At 42.1% G+C, this 20,441-nt stretch carries 16 protein-coding genes; 13 read left to right on the forward strand and 3 right to left on the reverse strand.

Features of this window, described 5'->3' with window-relative positions; genetic code table 11:
• Window positions 1-56 precede the first annotated feature (56 nt).
• The 4 genes from G631_RS20285 (at window position 57) to galT (ending at window position 5,510) form a co-directional block, all read left to right on the forward strand.
• A complete protein-coding gene (locus G631_RS20285) occupies window positions 57-1,310 on the forward strand; it encodes a 5-bromo-4-chloroindolyl phosphate hydrolysis family protein (protein ID WP_051197171.1) in 1,254 nt (417 codons plus the stop codon).
• A 33-nt stretch (window positions 1,311-1,343) separates the two neighbouring features.
• On the forward strand, window positions 1,344-2,504 hold the full coding sequence (locus tag G631_RS0111310) for a toxic anion resistance protein (RefSeq protein WP_026489540.1): 1,161 nt from the start codon (window positions 1,344-1,346) through the stop codon (window positions 2,502-2,504).
• A gap of 262 nt (window positions 2,505-2,766) precedes the next feature.
• Window positions 2,767-3,948: a galactokinase gene (locus G631_RS0111315; protein WP_026489541.1), complete on the forward strand. Its 1,182-nt coding sequence runs from the start codon at window positions 2,767-2,769 to the stop codon at window positions 3,946-3,948.
• A gap of 29 nt (window positions 3,949-3,977) precedes the next feature.
• The gene (galT, locus tag G631_RS0111320) at window positions 3,978-5,510 is read left to right on the forward strand and encodes a UDP-glucose--hexose-1-phosphate uridylyltransferase (protein ID WP_026489542.1); all 1,533 of its coding nucleotides are present in this window, start codon (window positions 3,978-3,980) and stop codon (window positions 5,508-5,510) included.
• 90 nt (window positions 5,511-5,600) lie between these two features.
• On the opposite strand, the gene G631_RS0111325 is transcribed toward galT, so the two are convergent.
• Complete coding sequence (locus G631_RS0111325) at window positions 5,601-6,242, reverse strand: hypothetical protein (protein WP_026489543.1); 642 nt, start codon at window positions 6,240-6,242, stop codon at window positions 5,601-5,603.
• Window positions 6,243-6,327: 85 nt separating this feature from the next.
• Between G631_RS0111325 and G631_RS0111330 the strand changes: the two genes are divergently transcribed.
• The 4 genes from G631_RS0111330 (at window position 6,328) to G631_RS0111345 (ending at window position 10,714) form a co-directional block, all read left to right on the forward strand.
• The gene (locus G631_RS0111330) at window positions 6,328-7,896 is read left to right on the forward strand and encodes a VanW family protein (RefSeq protein ID WP_026489544.1); all 1,569 of its coding nucleotides are present in this window, start codon (window positions 6,328-6,330) and stop codon (window positions 7,894-7,896) included.
• A gap of 15 nt (window positions 7,897-7,911) precedes the next feature.
• Window positions 7,912-8,904, forward strand: a complete 993-nt coding sequence (locus G631_RS0111335; protein WP_026489545.1) for an AIR synthase-related protein — start codon at window positions 7,912-7,914, stop codon at window positions 8,902-8,904.
• A gap of 164 nt (window positions 8,905-9,068) precedes the next feature.
• Window positions 9,069-9,557, forward strand: a complete 489-nt coding sequence (locus G631_RS0111340; RefSeq protein ID WP_026489546.1) for an Lrp/AsnC family transcriptional regulator — start codon at window positions 9,069-9,071, stop codon at window positions 9,555-9,557.
• Window positions 9,554-10,714, forward strand: a complete 1,161-nt coding sequence (locus tag G631_RS0111345) for a pyridoxal phosphate-dependent aminotransferase (RefSeq protein WP_026489547.1) — start codon at window positions 9,554-9,556, stop codon at window positions 10,712-10,714. The genes G631_RS0111340 and G631_RS0111345 overlap by 4 nt, the downstream gene beginning before the upstream one ends.
• A 331-nt stretch (window positions 10,715-11,045) precedes the next feature.
• On the opposite strand, the gene G631_RS0111350 is transcribed toward G631_RS0111345, so the two are convergent.
• Both G631_RS0111350 and G631_RS18970 read right to left on the reverse strand, forming a co-directional pair.
• On the reverse strand, window positions 11,046-11,990 hold the full coding sequence (locus G631_RS0111350; protein WP_026489548.1) for a 3'-5' exoribonuclease YhaM family protein: 945 nt from the start codon (window positions 11,988-11,990) through the stop codon (window positions 11,046-11,048).
• Window positions 11,991-12,022: 32 nt separating this feature from the next.
• Complete coding sequence (locus G631_RS18970; protein WP_051197173.1) at window positions 12,023-13,372, reverse strand: S1C family serine protease; 1,350 nt, start codon at window positions 13,370-13,372, stop codon at window positions 12,023-12,025.
• Window positions 13,373-13,522: 150 nt separating this feature from the next.
• Here G631_RS18970 and G631_RS0111360 point away from each other — a divergent pair, with 150 nt between their 5' ends.
• From G631_RS0111360 to rlmD, 5 genes are all read left to right on the forward strand, one after another.
• The gene (locus G631_RS0111360; protein WP_026489549.1) at window positions 13,523-15,922 is read left to right on the forward strand and encodes an endonuclease MutS2; all 2,400 of its coding nucleotides are present in this window, start codon (window positions 13,523-13,525) and stop codon (window positions 15,920-15,922) included.
• Window positions 15,923-15,939: 17 nt separating this feature from the next.
• Window positions 15,940-16,641, forward strand: a complete 702-nt coding sequence (locus G631_RS0111365) for a response regulator transcription factor (protein WP_026489550.1) — start codon at window positions 15,940-15,942, stop codon at window positions 16,639-16,641.
• Window positions 16,642-18,075 (forward strand): HAMP domain-containing sensor histidine kinase, encoded by a 1,434-nt coding sequence (locus tag G631_RS0111370; protein ID WP_026489551.1) that lies wholly within the window; start codon window positions 16,642-16,644, stop codon window positions 18,073-18,075. It abuts the gene before it with no gap.
• Window positions 18,076-18,299: 224 nt separating this feature from the next.
• Window positions 18,300-18,803 (forward strand): tRNA (uridine(34)/cytosine(34)/5-carboxymethylaminomethyluridine(34)-2'-O)-methyltransferase TrmL, encoded by a 504-nt coding sequence (trmL, locus tag G631_RS0111375; RefSeq protein ID WP_026489552.1) that lies wholly within the window; start codon window positions 18,300-18,302, stop codon window positions 18,801-18,803.
• Between the two features lie 34 nt (window positions 18,804-18,837).
• Complete coding sequence (gene rlmD / locus G631_RS0111380; protein ID WP_026489553.1) at window positions 18,838-20,340, forward strand: 23S rRNA (uracil(1939)-C(5))-methyltransferase RlmD; 1,503 nt, start codon at window positions 18,838-18,840, stop codon at window positions 20,338-20,340.
• The last annotated feature ends 101 nt before the right edge of the window (window positions 20,341-20,441 follow it).

Raw genomic sequence — 20,441 nt, forward strand, 5'->3', positions numbered from 1 at the left:
ACTTGCATCGTGTGTTAAATTTTTGGCTTTATTAAAGATATACGTGGAGGCAGGTTGTGGAGAAGAATACGCAGGATTTATTGGATGCGGGAAGTGATATATTAAAGAGTGTGACCAAGGCTATAGACACCAATGACTACAGCAAATTGGCTTCAGAGATAGCAAGTACCGTGAAATCAGTCAGCATTGAACGAAGAACTACTTACGCAAGCGGAAGGGTACCAGAGCAGGATCTTAGAGTTGTGCACAGGGTATCTGCTCCAAGAGCAAGGAAATATCCTTTTTTGGCCAAGGGAGTCAGCAAATATAATGGAATATTAGAGGGAATACTTGGTAGTTCCCTGGGATTTTGCTTTTTCTGGGCATTTTTTGGATGTCTGTTTACTCATATCCCAGCACTTATAATTACCTGGCTTGCTTTAACGATTGGCTCAGGTCTTATAGGATTTAGAGGCTTTAAAAAGCTCAAGCTTTCCAAGGAATACCACAAATATGGCAATATTTTAAAGGATGCCGAGTTCTTTAATGTAAGCGATCTTGCCCAGGCAGCTCTTGAGACTGATGAGGATGTCCGCAAGAACTTAAAGGGAATGATGGATCTTGGCTACCTTCCAAGAGGAAGATTTGATTCTACTCAGAGCACATTTATGATTACAGATGCGGCATATCAGCTGTATCTTGGCGCTGAACAGGACAGACTTGCAAGAGAACAGGTAAATGTTGAACAGAAGGCCAAAGATACCAAGAAGAGAGCTGCTGAAAACGGCCTTGATCCCAAGGTTCAGAGCATTCTGGATGAGGGAAGCGAGTATATAGCATTTGTAAGACATATCAATGATATTGTCCCTGACAGTGAAGAGATGTCTAACAAGCTCTATAAGCTTGAGAGCATCATGAATAAGATTTTTGAACAGGTTAAAAAAGAGCCTGAGACAGCAGATGATCTTCATAAGCTTATGAATTATTATCTGCCAACAACTAAAAAGCTCCTTACAGCCTATGTTGATCTTGACAGGCAGCAGGCAGGAAACGGTGAAAACGTCAAGCAGACTAAGCGAGAGATAGAAACTGTTATGGATACTATCAACGAGGCATTTGCTAATCTTCTTGATAGTCTATTCCAAGATCTGGCCTGGGATATTTCATCTGATATATCAGTTATGAAGACTATGATGGCTCAGGACGGACTTACAGAAGATGCCCTTATGTCTGGGGTATCAGGTGTGGCTACAGCTCAGGCGGCTCAGACAGCCGGAGGAGCTATGGCACAGGCACAACAAGGGGTAATGCTGGAATTTGACCAGAAATAATAAAGAGAAAAAGTATTTAGGAGGATTTTTATAATGGGTGACGAACTTAATTTTGATGCAGCACCAGCTGCACCTACACTTTCTTTTGGGGCTGAGGCAGCAGCAGAAGCACCAGCGCCTGCAGTAGAACCTGAAAAGGTCAAGGATAAGGGCAACGTTGCTATGGAGGCGCAGCTTTCAGCAGAAGAACTCAAGCAGGTTGAGGACTTTAGTAAGCAGATTGATATCAGCAACACAACAGGTATCATGAACTATGGTGTTGGAACACAGAAGAAGCTTGCAGACTTCTCTGAGAAGGCAATCGACAATGTCCGCACCAAGGATATGGGCCAGGTTGGTGATATGATCACAGACCTTGTTACTCAGCTCAAGAACTTTGAAGTTGCTGAGGATGAGAAGGGACTTAAGGCTCTTTTCAAAAAGAGTGCCAATAGAATAGAAGGAATGAAGGCTAAGTACAGCAAGGTTGAGACAAACGTTGAGACTATTGCTAATGAGCTTGAGAGACACCAGGTTACACTTATGAAGGACGTTGAGCTCCTTGATAGAATGTATGACCTTAACCTCAACTACTACAAGGAGCTTACAATGTACATCCTTGCTGGTAAGAAGAGACTTGAAGAGGAGAGAAATACAACTCTTGTAGAACTCCAGAAAAAGGCTGAGGCATCAGGGCTTCCTGAGGATGCTGAGAAGGCCAAGGACTTTGCTAATAAGTGCGACAGATTTGAGAAAAAGATCTATGACCTTGAGCTTACAAGAACAATAGCTATGCAGACTGGCCCTCAGATCCGTATGGTACAGAGCTCAGACACAGTAATGGCTGAGAAGATCCAGTCAACCATTGTTAACACAATTCCACTTTGGAAGAACCAGATGGTTATTGCTATTGGTATCGAGCATTCAACACAGGCTGCTCAGGCAGAGCGTGAGGTTAATGACATGACCAATAAGCTTCTTAAGGCTAATGCTGATGCCCTCAAGGTTGCTACAATCGAGAGCGCTAAAGAGGCTGAGAGAGGAATCGTTGATATCGAGACTCTTAAGCACACTAATGAATCTCTTATCACAACTCTTGATGAGGTTCTTAAGATCCAGACAGAAGGTAAGAGCAAGCGCCGTGAGGCAGAGGCTGAACTTGCTCAGATCGAATCTCAGCTCAAGGATAAGCTCCTTCAGGCTGCCAAGCAGTAATTACGCTGTTTGTACAGATGTATAATTTAAAATGAATAATATGACCCGGGTATATGGCTTATGTATACCCGGGTTTTTTCAAAAATTTTTTATATGGTCATAGTCAACAGTTAACATTTTGACAGGTAATATGAACAAAGAGGTATTTAATTATTTGCAGCATAAATATATAGTATAAGCAGAATAACTGCTCTTTATGAGCAAGTAAGCGGTCAAAAGTTTTAATAGAAATATACATAAAGTTAAAATTCAGGAGGGTTTTATGATCGATCAGAACATGAAGCAGTCAGTTCTTGAGAACTTCGAGAAGGTTTTTGGAAAAAGAGAAGACATCAAGACATACTTCGCACCAGGAAGAGTTAATCTTATTGGCGAGCATACAGACTACAATGGAGGCCATGTGTTCCCATGCGCTCTTACAATTGGTACTTACGCAGCTGTAGCAAAAAGAGATGATCGCATGGTTCAGTTCTATTCTGTAAATCAGGACAGATTTGGCGTATATGGAGTAAATCTTGATGACATAGACACTATAAGTGATCAGGCTGGCTGGACAAACTACCCAATCGGCGTTATCTGGGCCTTTGCAAAGCGTGGAATGAAGCTTGATAAGGGCTTTGACATGGTTATCAACGGTAATATTCCTAATGGATCAGGCCTTTCATCATCAGCTTCTCTTGAGGTTCTTACAGGATTTATCTTAAGAGATCTATACAAATTTGATGTTACTAACCAGGATATAGCTCTTATTGGCCAGTATTCAGAGAATAACTACAACGGTTGTAACTGCGGAATCATGGATCAGTTTGCTTCTGCAATGGGTAAGGAGAACAACGCAATCTTCCTTGATACTGCAGATCTTTCTTTTGAATATGCTCCAATCAAGCTTGACGGCGCCAAGATTGTTATTGCTAATACCAACAAGAAGCACAAGCTTACAGATTCTCAGTACAATGCAAGACGCAGCATGTGCGAGGAAGCACTTTCAATCCTTCAGAAGACTGTAGATATCAAGGGACTCGGTGATCTTTCTATAGAAGAGTTCGAGGCTCACAAGGATGTCCTTACAGATCCTGATATGCAGAGAAAGGCCAAGCACGCTGTATATGAGAACCAGCGTACAATCGAGGCTGTTAAGGCACTTAAGGCTGGCGATATCAATCATTTCGGCGAACTTATGAGACAGTCCCACGAGTCACTTCGCGATGACTATGATGTAACAGGCATTGAGCTTGATACACTTGCAGAAGAAGCATGGAAGATCCCTGGAGTTATCGGTTCTCGAATGACAGGCGGCGGATTCGGCGGCTGCACAGTATCAATCGTCAAGGACGAGGCTGTGGAAAACTTCAAGAAGACAGTTGGAGAAAACTACCGCAAGAAGATTGGCTATGATGCAACCTTCTACACAGTAGAAATTGGCGGTGGCCCACAGGAAGTTTGATCTTAGGTTTATAGAATGAGGGAATGAAGATGATTCAGAATGCAGTAAACAAATTGGTAGCGTATGCTATTTCAACAGGACTTATTGAAAAAGAGGACATCATATACACTGTGAATTCTCTTTTGATCGAGCTCTCACTTGATAGCGCGGATTATGAGATAGCTGATATTGAGAAAATGGCAAAAGAGGTACCTTCAGAAGAAGCAGCTCTTTCTCAGTACCTTGAGGATACTCTTAAGGAAATAGATGACTACGCAGCGGCAAATGGACTTATTGAAAATGACAGCGTAGTATACAGAGACCTTTTTGATACAAAGCTGATGGGACTTATGGTGGAAAGACCAAGTGCCATCATCAAAAAGTTCAATGAGAAATACGAAAAGAGCCCTCAGGAGGCCACAGATTACTACTATAATCTGTCCAAGAATAGCGATTATATCCGCAGATATCGTATTGCCAAGGATATGAAGTGGATAGCGCCTACTGAATATGGAGATCTTGATATTACTATCAACCTTTCCAAGCCTGAAAAAGATCCAAAGGCAATTGCAGCGGCTAGAAATGCTAAACAGAGTGGATATCCAAAGTGCCAGCTCTGCTGGGAAAACGAGGGCTATTCAGGAAGAGTGGATCACCCTGCAAGAGAGAATCATAGGATCATTCCGGTTACAATACAGAATTCCAAGTGGGGATTCCAGTATTCACCATATGTTTACTACAATGAGCACTGTATTGTGTTTAACTCACAGCACATTCCTATGAAGATAGAACACAATACTTTCTGCAAATTGTTTGACTTTGTTAAGACTTTTCCACATTACTTTGTAGGATCCAATGCAGATCTTCCGATAGTAGGAGGATCTATCCTTAGCCACGACCACTTCCAGGGCGGACACTACACCTTTGCAATGGCCAAGGCACCTGTAGAGAGGACATTTACAGTTAAGGGCTTTGAGGATGTAAATAGTGGAATTGTTAAGTGGCCTATGTCAGTAATAAGACTTTCTGGCCCTGATACTGACAGGATCATTGAATTGGCAGATGTGATCCTTAATAAGTGGAGAGGCTATACTGATGAGGAGGCTTTCATATTTGCTGAGACAGACGGAACACCTCATAACACAATAACACCAATAGCCAGAAAGCGCGGAGACAACTACGAGCTTGATCTTGTTCTTAGAAACAATATCACAACAGATGAGCATCCACTTGGTGTATATCATCCACATGCTGAGCTTCATCATATCAAAAAAGAGAACATCGGCCTCATAGAAGTTATGGGACTTGCTGTTCTTCCTGCAAGACTTAAGTCAGAGATGGCACAGCTAAAAGATGCTATTTTAAGCGGCGCTGACCTTAGGAAAGATGAAGTACTTGAGAAGCACGCTGACTGGGTAGATGCCTTTAGCAAAAAATATGACGCTATTACAGAAGATAATATTGATGATATTATTCAGAAAGAAATCGGCGAAGTATTCATGCATGTTTTAGAGGACGCTGGTGTTTACAAGAGAACACCTGAGGGACAGGCTGCTTTCGACAGATTTGTGGCAACTTTGTGATAAATAATAAGACATAAAATAAAAAGGTTTGCACCAAATAAATAATGGTGCAAACCTTTTTCTATAAAGCCATATTTTTATCAAACATGATCATGCGGATGTTTCCTGAGGAAGAGCTTCTTCAATCATTTTTACTATTTGATTTCTGCTAAGTGAATTAAGCTCATTAGCAATTGGAAGAAGTGCCTCAAGCTTGTGAGTTATTTCAGAACTTGTCATTTCAAGCTTGGTCTTGTACATGTCAACAAGAAGCCTGTAGGTTGAGGAAATATCTGTTCTTGTCTTTACTGCAAATTCTAAAACATCGGCCGCATCCTCATATCGGCACTGGTTGTATAATTCCTGTCCCCATTTCTGAAGGGATACTACGAGGGAAGTATAGTTCATATCATATTGAGTAAGAGCTGTGATGTTAGCTGTTCCATATTCTAGCTTAAGATCTGTATTGGATATTCCGGTAAAGTTTACAATTTTTTCATCTTTTAGTGCCAAAACTTCTTCTTCAGCACCTTTTAGTACAGTATTGTCGCCGTAGGTATCAAAGGGAAGAAGGTCAACGGGAATGTGTATATAATCTAGGTTTTCAAGACTCTTTTTACGGACGCTGTTGGATCTTCGCTCGCGATCCCAGAAGTTTTCTTCCTTTTCATCGAACTTTTTCTTGACCCTGCCAGCGCGCCAGTTGAAGAATATACAGAATAGTATGAAACTTGCTAAAAAGGGGAATTTCATCTATAATATCCTTTCAGTTAATAAGAGCAAAATAAACGAACTATAGTCTACAATTATAATAGCACAATAGCTCAGAGGGAGCATTATGAAAAAATTCGTCGGAGGAGTGATCCTCGCTTTATCTGTGCTGTTACTTCTGCCTGGTATTCCGACAAAAGCAGCAGATGGAAGAACAATTGCAAAGGGAATATACATTGGTGACATCGATGTGTCTAATATGACAGTATCAGATGCAGGCAATGCCCTTCATGCATATTTTGACAAGATGGCAGGTGCTGAGATTACCCTGTCTGCCGGAGAGGGCAAGAGTCTTACAATAACAGGCGATGAGCTTGGTATTTCATGGAAGAATCCACAAATTATCGAAGAGGCATATGACCTGGGACATACAGGTAATATCATCAAAAGATACAAGGCACTCAAGGATCTTGAGAAAAATGGCCATAGATTTGAAATAGAATTTGGCTTTAACGATGAGCAGCTTCAGGATATAGTTGAGAACAGATGCAAATCTTTTAATCAGGAAAAGATCAATTATGGACTTACCAAGACTGCTGATGGCTTTTCTGTAAGTCAGGGTCAGGTAGGATACCTTGTAGATGTTAATGAATCTATTTCCGCAATTAAGAGCTTTGTTTCAGGAGGCTGGGATGGCGAGAATGCCACAGTTTCTCTTTCAGTAAAAGAGGATAAGCCTTTAGGAAGTGAAGAAGAATTATCCAAGGTAAGAGATGTACTTGGAACCTATACAACAAGCTATAAGACTTCAGGATCTTCTAGAAGTGCCAATGTGGCTAATGGCTGCTCACTTATAAACGGGACAACAGTTTATCCGGGTGAGGAGTTTTCAGTTCTTGATACTATAACACCATTTACAGAGGCAAATGGTTATTATCCTGCTGGTTCATATCTGAACGGAATTGTTGTAGAGAGTATAGGAGGCGGAATCTGCCAGGTTTCAACTACACTTTACAATGCAGTTCTTTTGGCAGAGCTTGAAGTTACAGAGAGACATAATCATTCTATGATCGTTTCATATGTTTCTCCATCAGCTGATGCTGCTATTGCAGAATCAGGCGGCAAGAACTTTAAATTTGTAAATAATACAGAGTACCCTATTTATATTGAGGGATATACATCTTCTGACAAGCATATTACCTTTACAATTTACGGAGTAGAGACCAGGGATGCCAGCAGACAGGTTAGCTTTAAGAGTGAAGTTCTAGAGACTACACCAGCTTCTGCTGATCAGTATGTAACAGATCCATCACAGGCACTTGGCTATGTGGGCACTCAGTCAGCACACATAGGCTATAAGGCTCAGCTTCGCAAGATTGTTACAGAACATGGCCAGGAGATCAGCAATGAAGTGATCAATAGCAGTAACTATAAGATGGTTCCCAAGATCATCACTGTTGGTACTGCAGGAGCTGATGAAACAGCAGTAGCACAGCTTCAGACTGCCATTGCTACAGGCGATGTAGGAACAGTCAAGGCAGTAGCAGGAGCTTTGGCAGCAGCCAGAAATGCCGCAGGAACAGAGAATGCTGAGGCAGCAGCTCAGGCTGCAGCAGAGGCTGTTAATGCAGCTAATGCCCAGATCCAGCAGCAGGCACAGGCCGAGGACATGGAGTCTGTTTCAACAAGTGGTTGATAAAATGGAGAATTGATGAGATTAGGCAAGATTACAGAAAATGCTTTAAAGAGATCCGTTTTAAAGCAGCTTAGAACAGAATTTAAAAAAGAGACAAGCGCAGCTGTAGGGACAGACTGCGCTTTTTCTACTAAAAGTGAGAATGTGTTTTCCACAATCGTACCAGTAACTGTAAATATTAAGGATGCTGGCTATTATGGTGTTGTGAAGGCGGTTAATGGTCTTGTGTCACAGGGGATAACCCCGGATCATGTAGCGGTGTCAGTGCTGCTTCCTGCAGATGCCCAGGAACCAACCCTAAAAAGAATCGTGGCGGATGCCATAAGCGGGGCAAAGGCATGCGGAGTTGTATATGCTGGCGGGCATAGTGAGGTAACAAGTGCAGTAAACAGGCCACTTGTTACAGTATCTGCTGTGGGACATGTGGATAACTCTGGTACTCTAAAGGAATTAAAACTGTTTAGAGGAAAAGGAGTTCCCGGGCAGGCACTTGTAATAACCAAGAGGGTAGCTTTGGAAGGCACAGCCATGCTTGCTTCCGAGAAATACGAGGAGCTTACGTCCAGATATCCAGCACCTTTTATAGATGATGCCAAAGGTTTTAAGGATTTTCTTTTTACAGGAGAAGAAATGGCTATCGCCCTTAAGTCAGGAATTAGCTCCTGCCATGATCTGTCAAGTGGCGGAGTCTTTGCAGGTCTCTGGGATCTGGCTGCTCGAGCGGGATGTGGTTTTAAGGTGGATCTAAAGGCAATTCCTCTTAGACAGGAAACTGTGGAAATCTGTGAGTTTTTTACCCTTAATCCATATGAACTTATGTCTGGCGGAGCGCTACTTATGACGACAGATACGCCGGAGAGACTTGTAGCGGACCTGGAAGAAAAGGGAATTCCCGCAGCTATTGTTGGAGAGCTTGTGGAAGGGAACGATAAGATAATCATAAACGGGGACGAAAGTAGATTCCTTGAGTCTCCACAGGCAGATCAGATACTAAATGTTTTGTCATAAGTTATTGCTTTGTTCGTATATACAGGCAGTTTGTGTCTAGGAGAGATAATTGCAATGTGGATAAATTTGCAAGGTTTACAAGGGCGCAAATGTAGGGCACAATATTTGTATCTTGTAAAATGCGTACAGATTATAAGACGTATATAAAAAATGAGGAGAATGAGATGGGAACCAGGGAAGAAATATTAAATATAATCGAAAAGAATAGCAGAATAGATGTCCATGAACTCAGCGTTTTACTGGGGGCAGATGAGCTTCTTGTTGCCAATGAACTGAAGGCACTTGAGGAAGAGGGCGTTATCTGCGGTTATCATACAATGGTTGACTGGTCCAAGACCAGCCTTGAAAAGGTTAATGCACTTATCGAAGTTAAGGTTACTCCTACAAGAGGCCAGGGCTTTGATAACATCGCAGAGAGAATCTACAAGTATCCTGAGGTAACAAGTGTTTATCTTATGAGCGGCGGCTTTGATCTTATGGTAATTCTCGAGGGCAAGTCACTGCAGGAGGTTGCAGGTTTTGTTAACAACAAGCTGGCTACTCTTGATACTGTTCTTAGCACAGCAACTCATTTTATCCTTAAAAAATATAAAGATCACGGAACAATCCTTACAAAGAAATATGAAGATACAAGGGAGATCATTACACCATGAGAAATCCATTAGGAAGCAAAGTGGTTGATATCAAACCCTCAGGTATCAGGAAATTCTTTGATATTGTACAGGAGACAGAAGGCGCTATTTCACTTGGCGTTGGTGAGCCTGATTTTGATACACCATGGCACATAAGAGATGAGGGTATCTATTCCCTTGAAAAGGGCAGAACCTTTTATACTTCTAACTCTGGATTAAAAGAGCTCAGAGTTGAAATTTCAAATTACATTAAGAGAACACAGGGCGTAGAGTACGACCCAATCAAGGAAGTATTCGTAACTGTAGGTGGATCTGAGGCTATCGACCTAGCATTCAGGGCAATGATAGATGCGGGTGATGAGGTTCTTATTCCACAGCCAAGTTATGTTTCCTACGAGCCTTGCGCAATCCTTGCAGATGCCAAGCCTGTTATCATTGAACTTAAAGAGGAAAATGATTTCAGACTAACAGCCCAGGAAGTAATAGAAAAAATAACAGATAAGACCAAGATCCTTGTTCTTCCATTCCCTAATAACCCTACAGGTGCTGTTATGGAAAAAGAGGACCTGGAGGCTATCGCCAAGGTTGTTATAGAAAATGATCTCTATGTTATTTCAGATGAGATTTATAGCGAACTTACTTATAAGGGCGAGCATGTATCTATCGTTTCACTTCCAGGAATGAAAGAGAGAACAATCCTTATTAATGGCTTCTCCAAGGCCTATGCCATGACAGGATGGCGTCTTGGCTATGCCTGCGGACCAGAAGTTATCATGAAGCAGATGGTCAAGATACATCAGTTTGCTATCATGTGCGCCCCAACAACCAGCCAGTATGCGGCTGTAGAGGCCCTCAGAAATGGTGACGAAGATGTTAAGCGTATGAGAGAGGAATACAATCACAGGAGAAGATATCTGCTTAATGAGTTTAAAAAGCTTGATATACCTTGCTTTGAACCCTATGGAGCCTTCTATGTGTTCCCAAATATCAAGAAATTTGGCATGACAAGTGATGAGTTCTGCACAAGACTCTTAACAGAAGAAAAGCTTGCTGTCGTTCCAGGAACAGCTTTTGGAGATTGCGGAGAAGGCTTTATCAGAATATCTTACGCATACTCCCTCGACAACCTCAAAGCCGCTATGGAACGCTTCGAACGCTTCATCAGCAAATTAGCATGACGTTATGTAATTATTTCCTGTCACATAAAACAAATTACAAGATTTCCACTTAAACCTGCTGAGAATCTATGTTTCGAGATCAAATGTTGATTTATACAGACAGCTCAGGTGTAGTACTGTATATTTTCCTGCTTCAGATTGAGGGCAAAAATGCGCAGTTCTCGGACGAGCAGGACGATTTATAAAATGAAAAAAAGAAGAAAAGTCGACTTTTATGAACAAAGTGAAAGGAGACTTTTCTTCTTTTTTGAATTTAAATAAATCGCCGCGCAGACGAAAACAAGTATTTTTGTCCTCAACTGAAGCGGGTAATATATATAGAGTGGCTGTATCAATCAACCCTTGTCTCGAATACATTTGATTCGAAGAACTTGTTATAGCCCTGCCAGCCAGGTGTTGTAACGTTAGCTAAAAGTTCAGTAAAGGTTTCCATCTTGGCATCAGTGTTATCTGCAAGATTCAAGGCAACAGCCTCCATAATAGCAGGCTTTTTAGGAGAGCCATACTCAAATTCGCCGTGGTGAGCGAGAATACAGTGCTGAAGCTCCTGCTTGAGAAGCTCAGGGAATCCCGGAATATTTCTGGCCTTATCGCTGACCATTTCACATCCCATTACGATGTGACCTAAAAACTGTCCTTCATCAGTGTAGTCATTTATTGGGAAAAGACTAAGCTCTCTGGTCTTTCCTATGTCGTGGCACATAGCTGCCGTAAGGAGAAGATCTCTGTTAAGTCTTGGATAAGTCTTGCTGAAGTAGTCACAGAGCTTGGTAACGCTTAATGTGTGCTCAAGAAGTCCTCCGATAAAGCCATGGTGTACTGTCTTGGCTGCACTGGATTTGCGGAAAAGCTCAATAAACTTTTCATCCTGGACAAAGAATTCTTCCAGAAGCTTTTTAAGGTAAGGATTCTGGATGCTTCCAATTATTCCAAGAAGCTCTTTATACATTTCATCGATATTCTTGGAGGATACAGGAAGGTAAAGAGCAGGGTCATATTCACCCTCGTGGCATTTTCTGGCTCTTTTGATGTTAACCTGGAGAGCTCCGTTAAAGCTTGTTACCTCTCCAAATACATCGATGCAATCAGTATCATCGAATTCATCAATTCCATCGCTATATGGTTCCCAAACCTTGGCATCTACAGTGCCAGTCTTGTCCTGGAGAGTAACTGAATAGTACTCCTTGCCGTTCTTGGTAGTGGCACTTAATTTGTGCTTGCACATGTAGATGTCGGCAACTCTGTCTCCGGGTTTTAAGTCCTTGATAAATTTCATTAAAAAATCCTCATTTCTAATCTAAACTAGCTTCAGTTATGGGTGGCTTCTGATAAAGTTGCATCCATAACTATTTCAATATAATCGGTAGGCGCCTGGCGCATTACCGTAATTGATATTACATCATCGGGGCTTAGCTGAGCAAGTTTATTTATAAGCTGTTCGTAGCTTGTGATCTCCGTGTCACCAATTGCAGTTATGATATCACCGCTCTGGATTCCAGCTCTCATGGCAGGAGAACTTAGTTCTGTCATTGTGATGTAGGCTCCTGCAGGAACATTCTGGAAAGCCTGGAATTCCTGCGGAACAGTGACTCCGTGGACTCCGAGATAAGCTCTTTTCTTGGTGTTAGAAAGATCCTCCATAAGAGCCTTAAGCTCAGTGATTCCTATGGCGCAGATGTTATTTGAAAGATCGCTTGGCTCCTGTTTCATATCGATAATGCCAAGAACCTGTCCACTTAAATTAATTAGAACACCGCTTCCCTGCTTGCTACCGTAGATATCTGTAGTAAGCAGCTTATAGGAGCTGTCGGGAAGATCGATTGATGTCTTTTCACTGGTTACTATGCCGTAAGCAATTGATCCCTGAACTCCTACAGGGCTTCCTATTGCTATAACAGGGAGCCCGGCAATACTGTTTGAGTTGGAACTTCCAAGGGAAGCCACACGAATCTTTTCTCTGGTGTCACTTGAGAGAGCTGACTTCTTTATAGTCAAAACGCAGAGACCGGTGATCTTATCCACAAGATTTATAGAAGCTTCTGCCATGGCATTGTCGCAAAATGTAATGCCTATGGTCTCAGCATCTGCAAGGTTATCATAAAAGGCAAGGACAAGGATATTACTGCCAGTATCAGCAATAATAAGCCCGGAAGCTACGCCGCTGCTTTCAAAAGATGAACTGAACCAGTTGTTGTCGTTGGAAATAGCAGTGACCTTAACTATGCTCCTGCTGGCTTCTGATGCTACTCCCTTGAGAGAAGATATCATTTTTTCATAATCAGAAGACCCAAAGGTGTAGGAGGCAAGAGCCTGATCGATCTGATCTTTCTGAGTAGCTTCAAGACTCATAGCTTCGCTAGCAGCTATCTCTTTTTCCACAGCATACATTTCTTCAGGAGTCAGCTCATCACTAGCTGATTCGGCCGGAAAAGAAACAACTTCAGGCTCCTTTTCAGGATATAGAGTATCAGTGAAAATAGGCTGAAGTAAAAGGAAGGTAAAACAGGCAACTCCGCCAAAAACAACAGCAAGAGAAATGGTTATCACCGTTCTTCTAAGGAGCTTTTTCCTGTTTATGGGGCGCTGCTTTATCTTCTCACTGATAAAGGCAGTGTTGGCCAGATTGTCCTTTTTGTTTTCATCCTGATTAAGCGCCATACAGATTCCCCCAAATATTAGTTGTGTTCAATATCTTTATAATTATAGCCGCTTTCTTATGAGATTTCAAAATAATAGTCCCTAGCCATGCAAAGATATAGATGTTAAACTGTACTTTGGGAAGTTATATGAAAAAGAGGATATAAAGTAATGAATTCGAAAGCTTTACACGTACTAGAGTACGATAAGATAATTGACAAGCTCACAGCTCATGCTACATCAGACCCTGGTAGAAAACTCTGCATGGAGCTTAAACCTTCATCAGATCTTAAGGAAATTCGCAAGAATCAGGAAAAGACAGCTGATGCTATTGCCAGGATTTTCAAGAAAGGTTCTATTTCTTTTGGCGACAACAGGGATTTCACAGGATCTTTAAAGGCACTTAAGATTGGAAGTGCTCTGGATATGCCTGGATTATTAAGGCTTGCAGCATTTCTTGAGAATGTAGCAAGGGTAAAGAACTACGGCAGAACTCAGAGAGACGACGAAGCACCAGATTCTCTCACAGAGTCTTTTAGCATGCTAGAGCCACTTACACCTATATCTACAGAGATCAGAAGGTGTATTGTCTCTGAGGAGGAGATGAGTTCAGATGCTAGTCCTGCTCTAAGGCACATCAGACGTGGAATTGGTCTTACTAACGACAGAATCCATGAGCAGTTGAATAAACTTATAAATGGTTCCATGAGAACCTATCTACAGGACGCGGTGGTTACAATGCGTGATGACAGATACTGCGTGCCTGTCAGAAGTGAGTATAAGTCACAGATAAATGGTATTGTTCACGACCAGTCATCTTCTGGATCAACTCTCTTTATTGAGCCAGCTGCGGTAGTAGAACTAAATAACAAGATAAAAGAGCTGATCCTCCAGGAAAATGCTGAGATTGAGAAGATTCTTTTAGAACTGAGCCTTCAGGTTGGCGAATATGTAGAGGCCATTAAATACAACTCAGATATCATGACGGATCTTGACTTTGTGTTTGCCAAGGCCTCCTATGCTCTTGAGATCAATGCCATAACACCTGTATTTAATGACAACCACTCTTTTGACATCAAGAAGGGAAGACATCCTCTTATTGCAAAAGATAAGGTGGTTCCGATAGATGTCTACGCAGGCCGAGATTTCGACATGCTGATAATCACAGGACCTAACACAGGTGGTAAGACAGTAACGCTCAAGACAGTAGGTCTTTTAACGCTTATGGGACAGGCTGGCCTTGCAATTCCTGCAGGCGACAGGTCTGAACTGTCAGTATTTAATGAGGTTTATGCGGATATTGGAGATGAGCAGAGTATTGAGCAATCTCTTTCAACCTTCTCATCACATATGACTAACACAGTTTCTATTCTCGAAAATGCAGATGAGAACTCACTTTGCCTTTTTGATGAATTGGGAGCTGGGACAGATCCTACAGAGGGAGCTGCACTTGCCATATCAATTCTGAATAACCTCCATGACAGAGGCGTAAGAACCCTGGCAACAACCCACTATAGCGAGCTTAAGGTGTACGCTCTTAATACTCCGGGTATTCAGAATGCCAGCTGCGAATTTGACGTGGAGTCCCTGCGCCCAACTTACAGACTTCTTATTGGAATTCCAGGTAAGAGTAATGCCTTTGCAATTTCTAAAAAGCTGGGTCTTTCTGATGAGATCATAGAGGCTGCCAAGGAACAGATTGGCACAGAGGACAAGAAGTTTGAAGATCTTTTGGCAGATCTTGAGAAGAGCCGCAAGACAATAGAGGCTGAGAGAGATGAAATAGCGCAGTACAAGAAAGAGGTAGAGGAACTTAAGGCTAAACTTGAGGACAAGACTGATAAGCTAGACAGGCAAAAGGAAGATATCTTAAGACAGGCCAATGAAGAAGCTAGAAATATTCTTCAGGAAGCCAAGGATCTTGCGGATGAGACCATCAGGACCTTTAGAAAGGCTGGTCCTAATGCAACTATCCAGGATCTTGAGAGAGCAAGGACCAATGTTGGGCAGAAGATTTCTGCCAAGAATAAGGCAATCAGCACCAAGAAAGAAACTGCTAATCCGACTCATCCTATTTTGAAGGAATCCCAGCTTAAGCTTGGAGAGTCAGTCAAGATTGTATCTATGGGACTTAAGGGAACAATTTCTTCCAAGCCAGACAAGGACGGAAATCTCTACGTTCAGTGCGGAATCATGAGAACTAAGGCTAATATAAGAGACCTTGTTCTTGTTCAGGATGAGGATGGCAAGGCAGCCATGAAGAAGTTCTATGGAAGAAATACAAGCTCTTCTTCAGGCAAGATGGATCTTTCACGTGCTGCAAGTATCAGAACAGAGATTAATCTCATTGGTAAAAATAGTGACGATGCTATTTCTGCACTTGATAAGTATCTGGATGATGCGTATATGTCTCACCTTAATAATGTGAGAGTCGTACACGGCAAAGGCGCTGGAATCCTGAGACAGGCTGTGCATAACTATTTAAAAGGCGTGCCTTATGTAAAATCATTTAAGCTTGGTGAGTTCGGTGAGGGAGATGCCGGAGTTACTATAGTTACATTTATAAAATAAGTTAAAGTGAGGGGATAATGGTTACTAAACAGAAAATTTTAATTGTGGATGATGACAACAACATTGCGGAGCTGATTTCTCTTTATCTGATAAAAGAGTGCTTTGAGACCAAGATATGTAACGACGGAGAATCAGCAATCAATACCTTTGATACCTTTGAGCCGAATCTGGTTCTGCTGGATCTGATGCTTCCGGGAATTGATGGCTACCAGGTCTGTAGAGAGATAAGAACTAAATCACAGGTTCCAATCATCATGCTCTCTGCCAAGGGAGAAGTTTTTGACAAGGTTCTGGGCCTTGAAATGGGCGCAGATGACTACATGGAAAAGCCCTTTGATTCAAAAGAGTTAGTGGCAAGGGTTAAGGCAGTATTAAGACGCTATAAACCTCAAACTCAGGAAGCAGCACCTTCTGACGATAAGGTTGTAAGATATCCTGACCTTGAGATCAATATGACAAATTATTCAGTTACTTATATGGGAGAGCGTGTGGATATGCCCCCAAAGGAACTGGAGCTTTTGTATTTCCTTGCAGCTTCTCCAAATCATGTTTTCACAAGAGAACAGCTTCTTGATCAGATTTGGGGATATGAATACATTGGAGATACCAGAACGGTAGATGTACATATCAAGAGACTTCGTGAGAAGCTAAGTGACCATGACAGCTGGCGTCTTGCCACAATTTGGGGAATTGGATACAAGTTTGAGGTACTACAGTAAATGAAGAGAACTCTTTATTTAAAATTTTTGTTGGCCTACCTTTTGTTTGGTATCTTTGGATTTGTTGTTGTTGCAACCTTTGTTTATACAATGACCTATGAGAGATTCCGTCGGGATAAGGCAGAAACACTCTATCAGGTTGCAACTCAGATTGCCAATACCTACGCCGCAGATCTTTATAACAGTGAGACTTCGCTAGAGGCCGTTCACTCGCAGGTTGTAGCTCTGTCCAAATATATGGACGGAGCATCTGTGTGGATTGTAAACCCTTCAGGACGTCTGGTTCTTGATTCATCAAGATATATTGAACCAGGTGAAGAAATAATGATCCAGGGCTTTGATCCAACAGTAACTGGAAGCACCTACTACACCACGGGAAGCTTCTGGGGGTGGTTTAAGTGGGATATGTTAAGCGTATTTGCGCCAATCACAGCGAACTTTAAGGTTCAGGCCTACGTTATAATTCATTATCCTATAGCTGATATTCAGAATACAGCCAATGAATTTTTGAATATTTCCTACCTGATGCTGATAGTTCTTTTCCTGCTATCCCTTATTATTCTGATCTTCTTTACTGAGCTTGTGTATGTACCGCTTAGGAAGATCACAACAGCAACTGAGCAGTATGCGGCAGGAAATATGGGGTATGAGTTTTCTGTTGAGTCAGAGGATGAAATGGGCTATCTTGCAGCATCCTTGTCCTATATGGCAGGTGAGATTGCAAGGCAGGAAGATGATCAGAAGAAATTTATTGCTAACGTTTCCCACGACTTCAGATCACCACTTACCTCTATAAGAGGTTATCTTGTGGCTATGCAGGATGGCACCATCCCTGAAGAGATGCATGGCAAGTACCTTGGAATTGTTATCAACGAAACTGACAGGCTCACTAAGCTCACCAATGAGCTTTTGACACTTAACAACCTTAATACCAGAGGAATGCTCCTTGACAGGACTGACTTTGACATCAATCAGGTTATCAGGAACGTGGCAGAATCCTTTGGCGGAACCTGCCTGGACAAGAATATCGGTATAGAGCTAGTGCTTACAGATGAGAAGATGCTGGTAAACGCCGACATCAGCAAGATACAGCAGGTTTTATACAACCTTGTGGATAACGCTATAAAATTCAGCCACAAGGGAGGCAGCGTCAAGATCGAGACTACGGAGAAACACAGTAAAGTCTTCGTCTCTGTAAAGGATACCGGAATCGGAATTCCTAAGGAGGACCAGAAGCTTATCTTTGACAGGTTCTATAAATCCGACCTGTCACGAGGCAAGGACAAGAAAGGCACCGGACTTGGCCTTGCTATAGTAAAAGAAATAGTGAAAGCCCACGAAGAAAATATCAACGTTATCAGTACGGAAGGCGTTGGTACAGAGTTTATTTTCTCACTTGCCAAGGCAAAAGCCATGGATGAAGTGGATGAGTGAAATGATTTATTGCTGGCTATAGGACGGCAAATTCCAGCATGAATGTACATCTTCAGTCGGTAGTTCTGGACAATCCGACAAGCCAATTCAAGGGAATTGTCTTGTCTCCATAGAACTAAACTCCTTCAGATATATATTCATGCTGGGATTTGCCTGTGTACGAAATGCTTGTAGATATAAATCACATTGCTAAAATGAGTAGAAAAAAAGGATAGAGAGAACTAATTATGCATATAGTGTTGCATCAACCAGAAATACCGCAGAACACAGGAAATATTGGAAGAACCTGCGTCGCAACAAATACGAGCCTGCATCTTATCGAGCCCTTGGGCTTCAGGCTTGGAGAAAAAGAGCTAAAGAGAGCTGGAATGGACTATTGGGATAAGCTCGATGTCACAAGATATATCGACTACCAGGATTTTAAGGCTCAGCACCCGGATGCTAAGATCTGGATGGCTACTACTAAGGCAAAGCGCAGCTATACCGATGTCTCTTTTGGCATGGATGATTTCATTATGTTCGGCAAAGAGAGTGCTGGAATTCCAGAAGAGATACTTGTGGATAACGAGGAAAACTGCATCAGAATTCCCATGGGAGAAGACATTAGATCCTTGAATTTATCTAATTCTGTTGCAATAGTGTTGTACGAAGCTCTTAGGCAGAACAACTTTGAAGGGCTTGAGCGCAAGGGAGAACTTCACAGGCTTCACTGGAAGGATGAGAAGTAAATTTGTAGCATTAGTTATTTAGTAGGATTATCAGATGAGTAAAAAAATAGAAGAATCAAAATATGAAAAGGGCGATCTCCTTACAGTGGAGATCACAGATATTGGCAACGATGGAGAGGGCATAGGCAAGGTAGACGGCTATACCCTCTTTATTAAGGATGCGGTAATTGGTGACAAGGTCAGCTGCAAGATAATGAAGGCTAAAAAGAATTATGCCTATGCACATCTTGAAAAAGTAATAGAGCCATCAAGTGACCGAGTAGAGGCGCGTTGCCCAGTTGCTAGGCAGTGCGGAGGCTGCCAGACTCAGAATATGTCTTACGAGAGGGAGCTTGCATTCAAGCAGAACAAGGTAAGAAATAACATCGTAAGACTTGGCGGTTTTGATGAGTCTTTTGTGGATAGCATCATGGAGCCAATTATTGGCATGGAGGAGCCTTGGAGATATAGGAACAAGGCCCAGTTCCCAATTGGAAAAGATAAAAATGGCAGTATTATAGCTGGATTTTATGCAGGCAGGACACATAGCATTATTCCTGTCACAGATTGCCTTATCGGTACTGCAGAAAATAAAGACATTCTGGATGTCATCATCCGCCACATGGAGAAGAATAAGATTGAGCCTTATGATGAGGCTTCTGGCAAAGGCCTTGTGAGGCATGTTCTTATCAGAAAGGGCTTTACTTCAGGCCAGATCATGGTTTGTCTTGTCCTTAATTACAAAGGGCGTGGTAATAAGAAAATTGCAGGTGGAGAATACACTTCTTTAGAATATATATTAGGCCAGAAAGAGCTTGTTACAAGGCTCTCACAGATAAAAGGCATGACAAGCATATCCGTCAGCATCAATACTGATAAGACCAATGTCATCATGGGCACAGAAATACACACAATATGGGGAAAAGACACTATTTCTGACACCCTTTGTGGCCTTGAATTTGAGATTTCACCACTCTCTTTTTATCAGGTTAATCCAGTTCAGTGCGAAAAGCTCTACGGACAGGCTATTAAATATGCCGCTCTTACAGGAAATGAGACGGTTTGGGACTTGTATTGCGGCATTGGAACTATAACCCTTTCTATGGCCAAGACTGCAGGACATGTCTACGGAGTTGAGATAATTCCTGATGCCATCGAGGATGCCAAGAAGAACGCCGCTAGAAACGGTCTTTCAAATGCAGACTTTTACTGTGGAAAAGCTGAGGAAGTACTTCCTGATTTCTATGCTAATGGACGGTTGGAAGAGAAAGATAAGAATGTATTACATTCTGAATACAATATTTCTGAGTCAGCGCTTCACCCTGATGTGATCGTAGTAGATCCTCCACGTAAGGGCTGCGATCAGGCCTGCCTTGATACAATGCTCAAGATGGCCCCTGACCGCATCGTCTACGTCAGCTGCGACAGCGCAACCCTGGCAAGAGACTTGCGTATACTTGTGGATGGCGGCTACGAACTAAAGGCCGTACGTCCCTGCGATATGTTTAGTCACACCGTGCATGTGGAGACTGTAGTGTTGCTCACAAGAGTGAACTAATAGAAATCCTTGAATTTACGCACTTTTTCGAGCATTTCACGTTTGATAAGACTGATTATTCTGAGCGTGGAAAGCACATGAAAAAGTATATTCGGGTAGTT

The organism is Butyrivibrio sp. XBB1001, from assembly GCF_000424505.1.
Classification (GTDB): Bacteria; Bacillota; Clostridia; order Lachnospirales; family Lachnospiraceae; genus Butyrivibrio.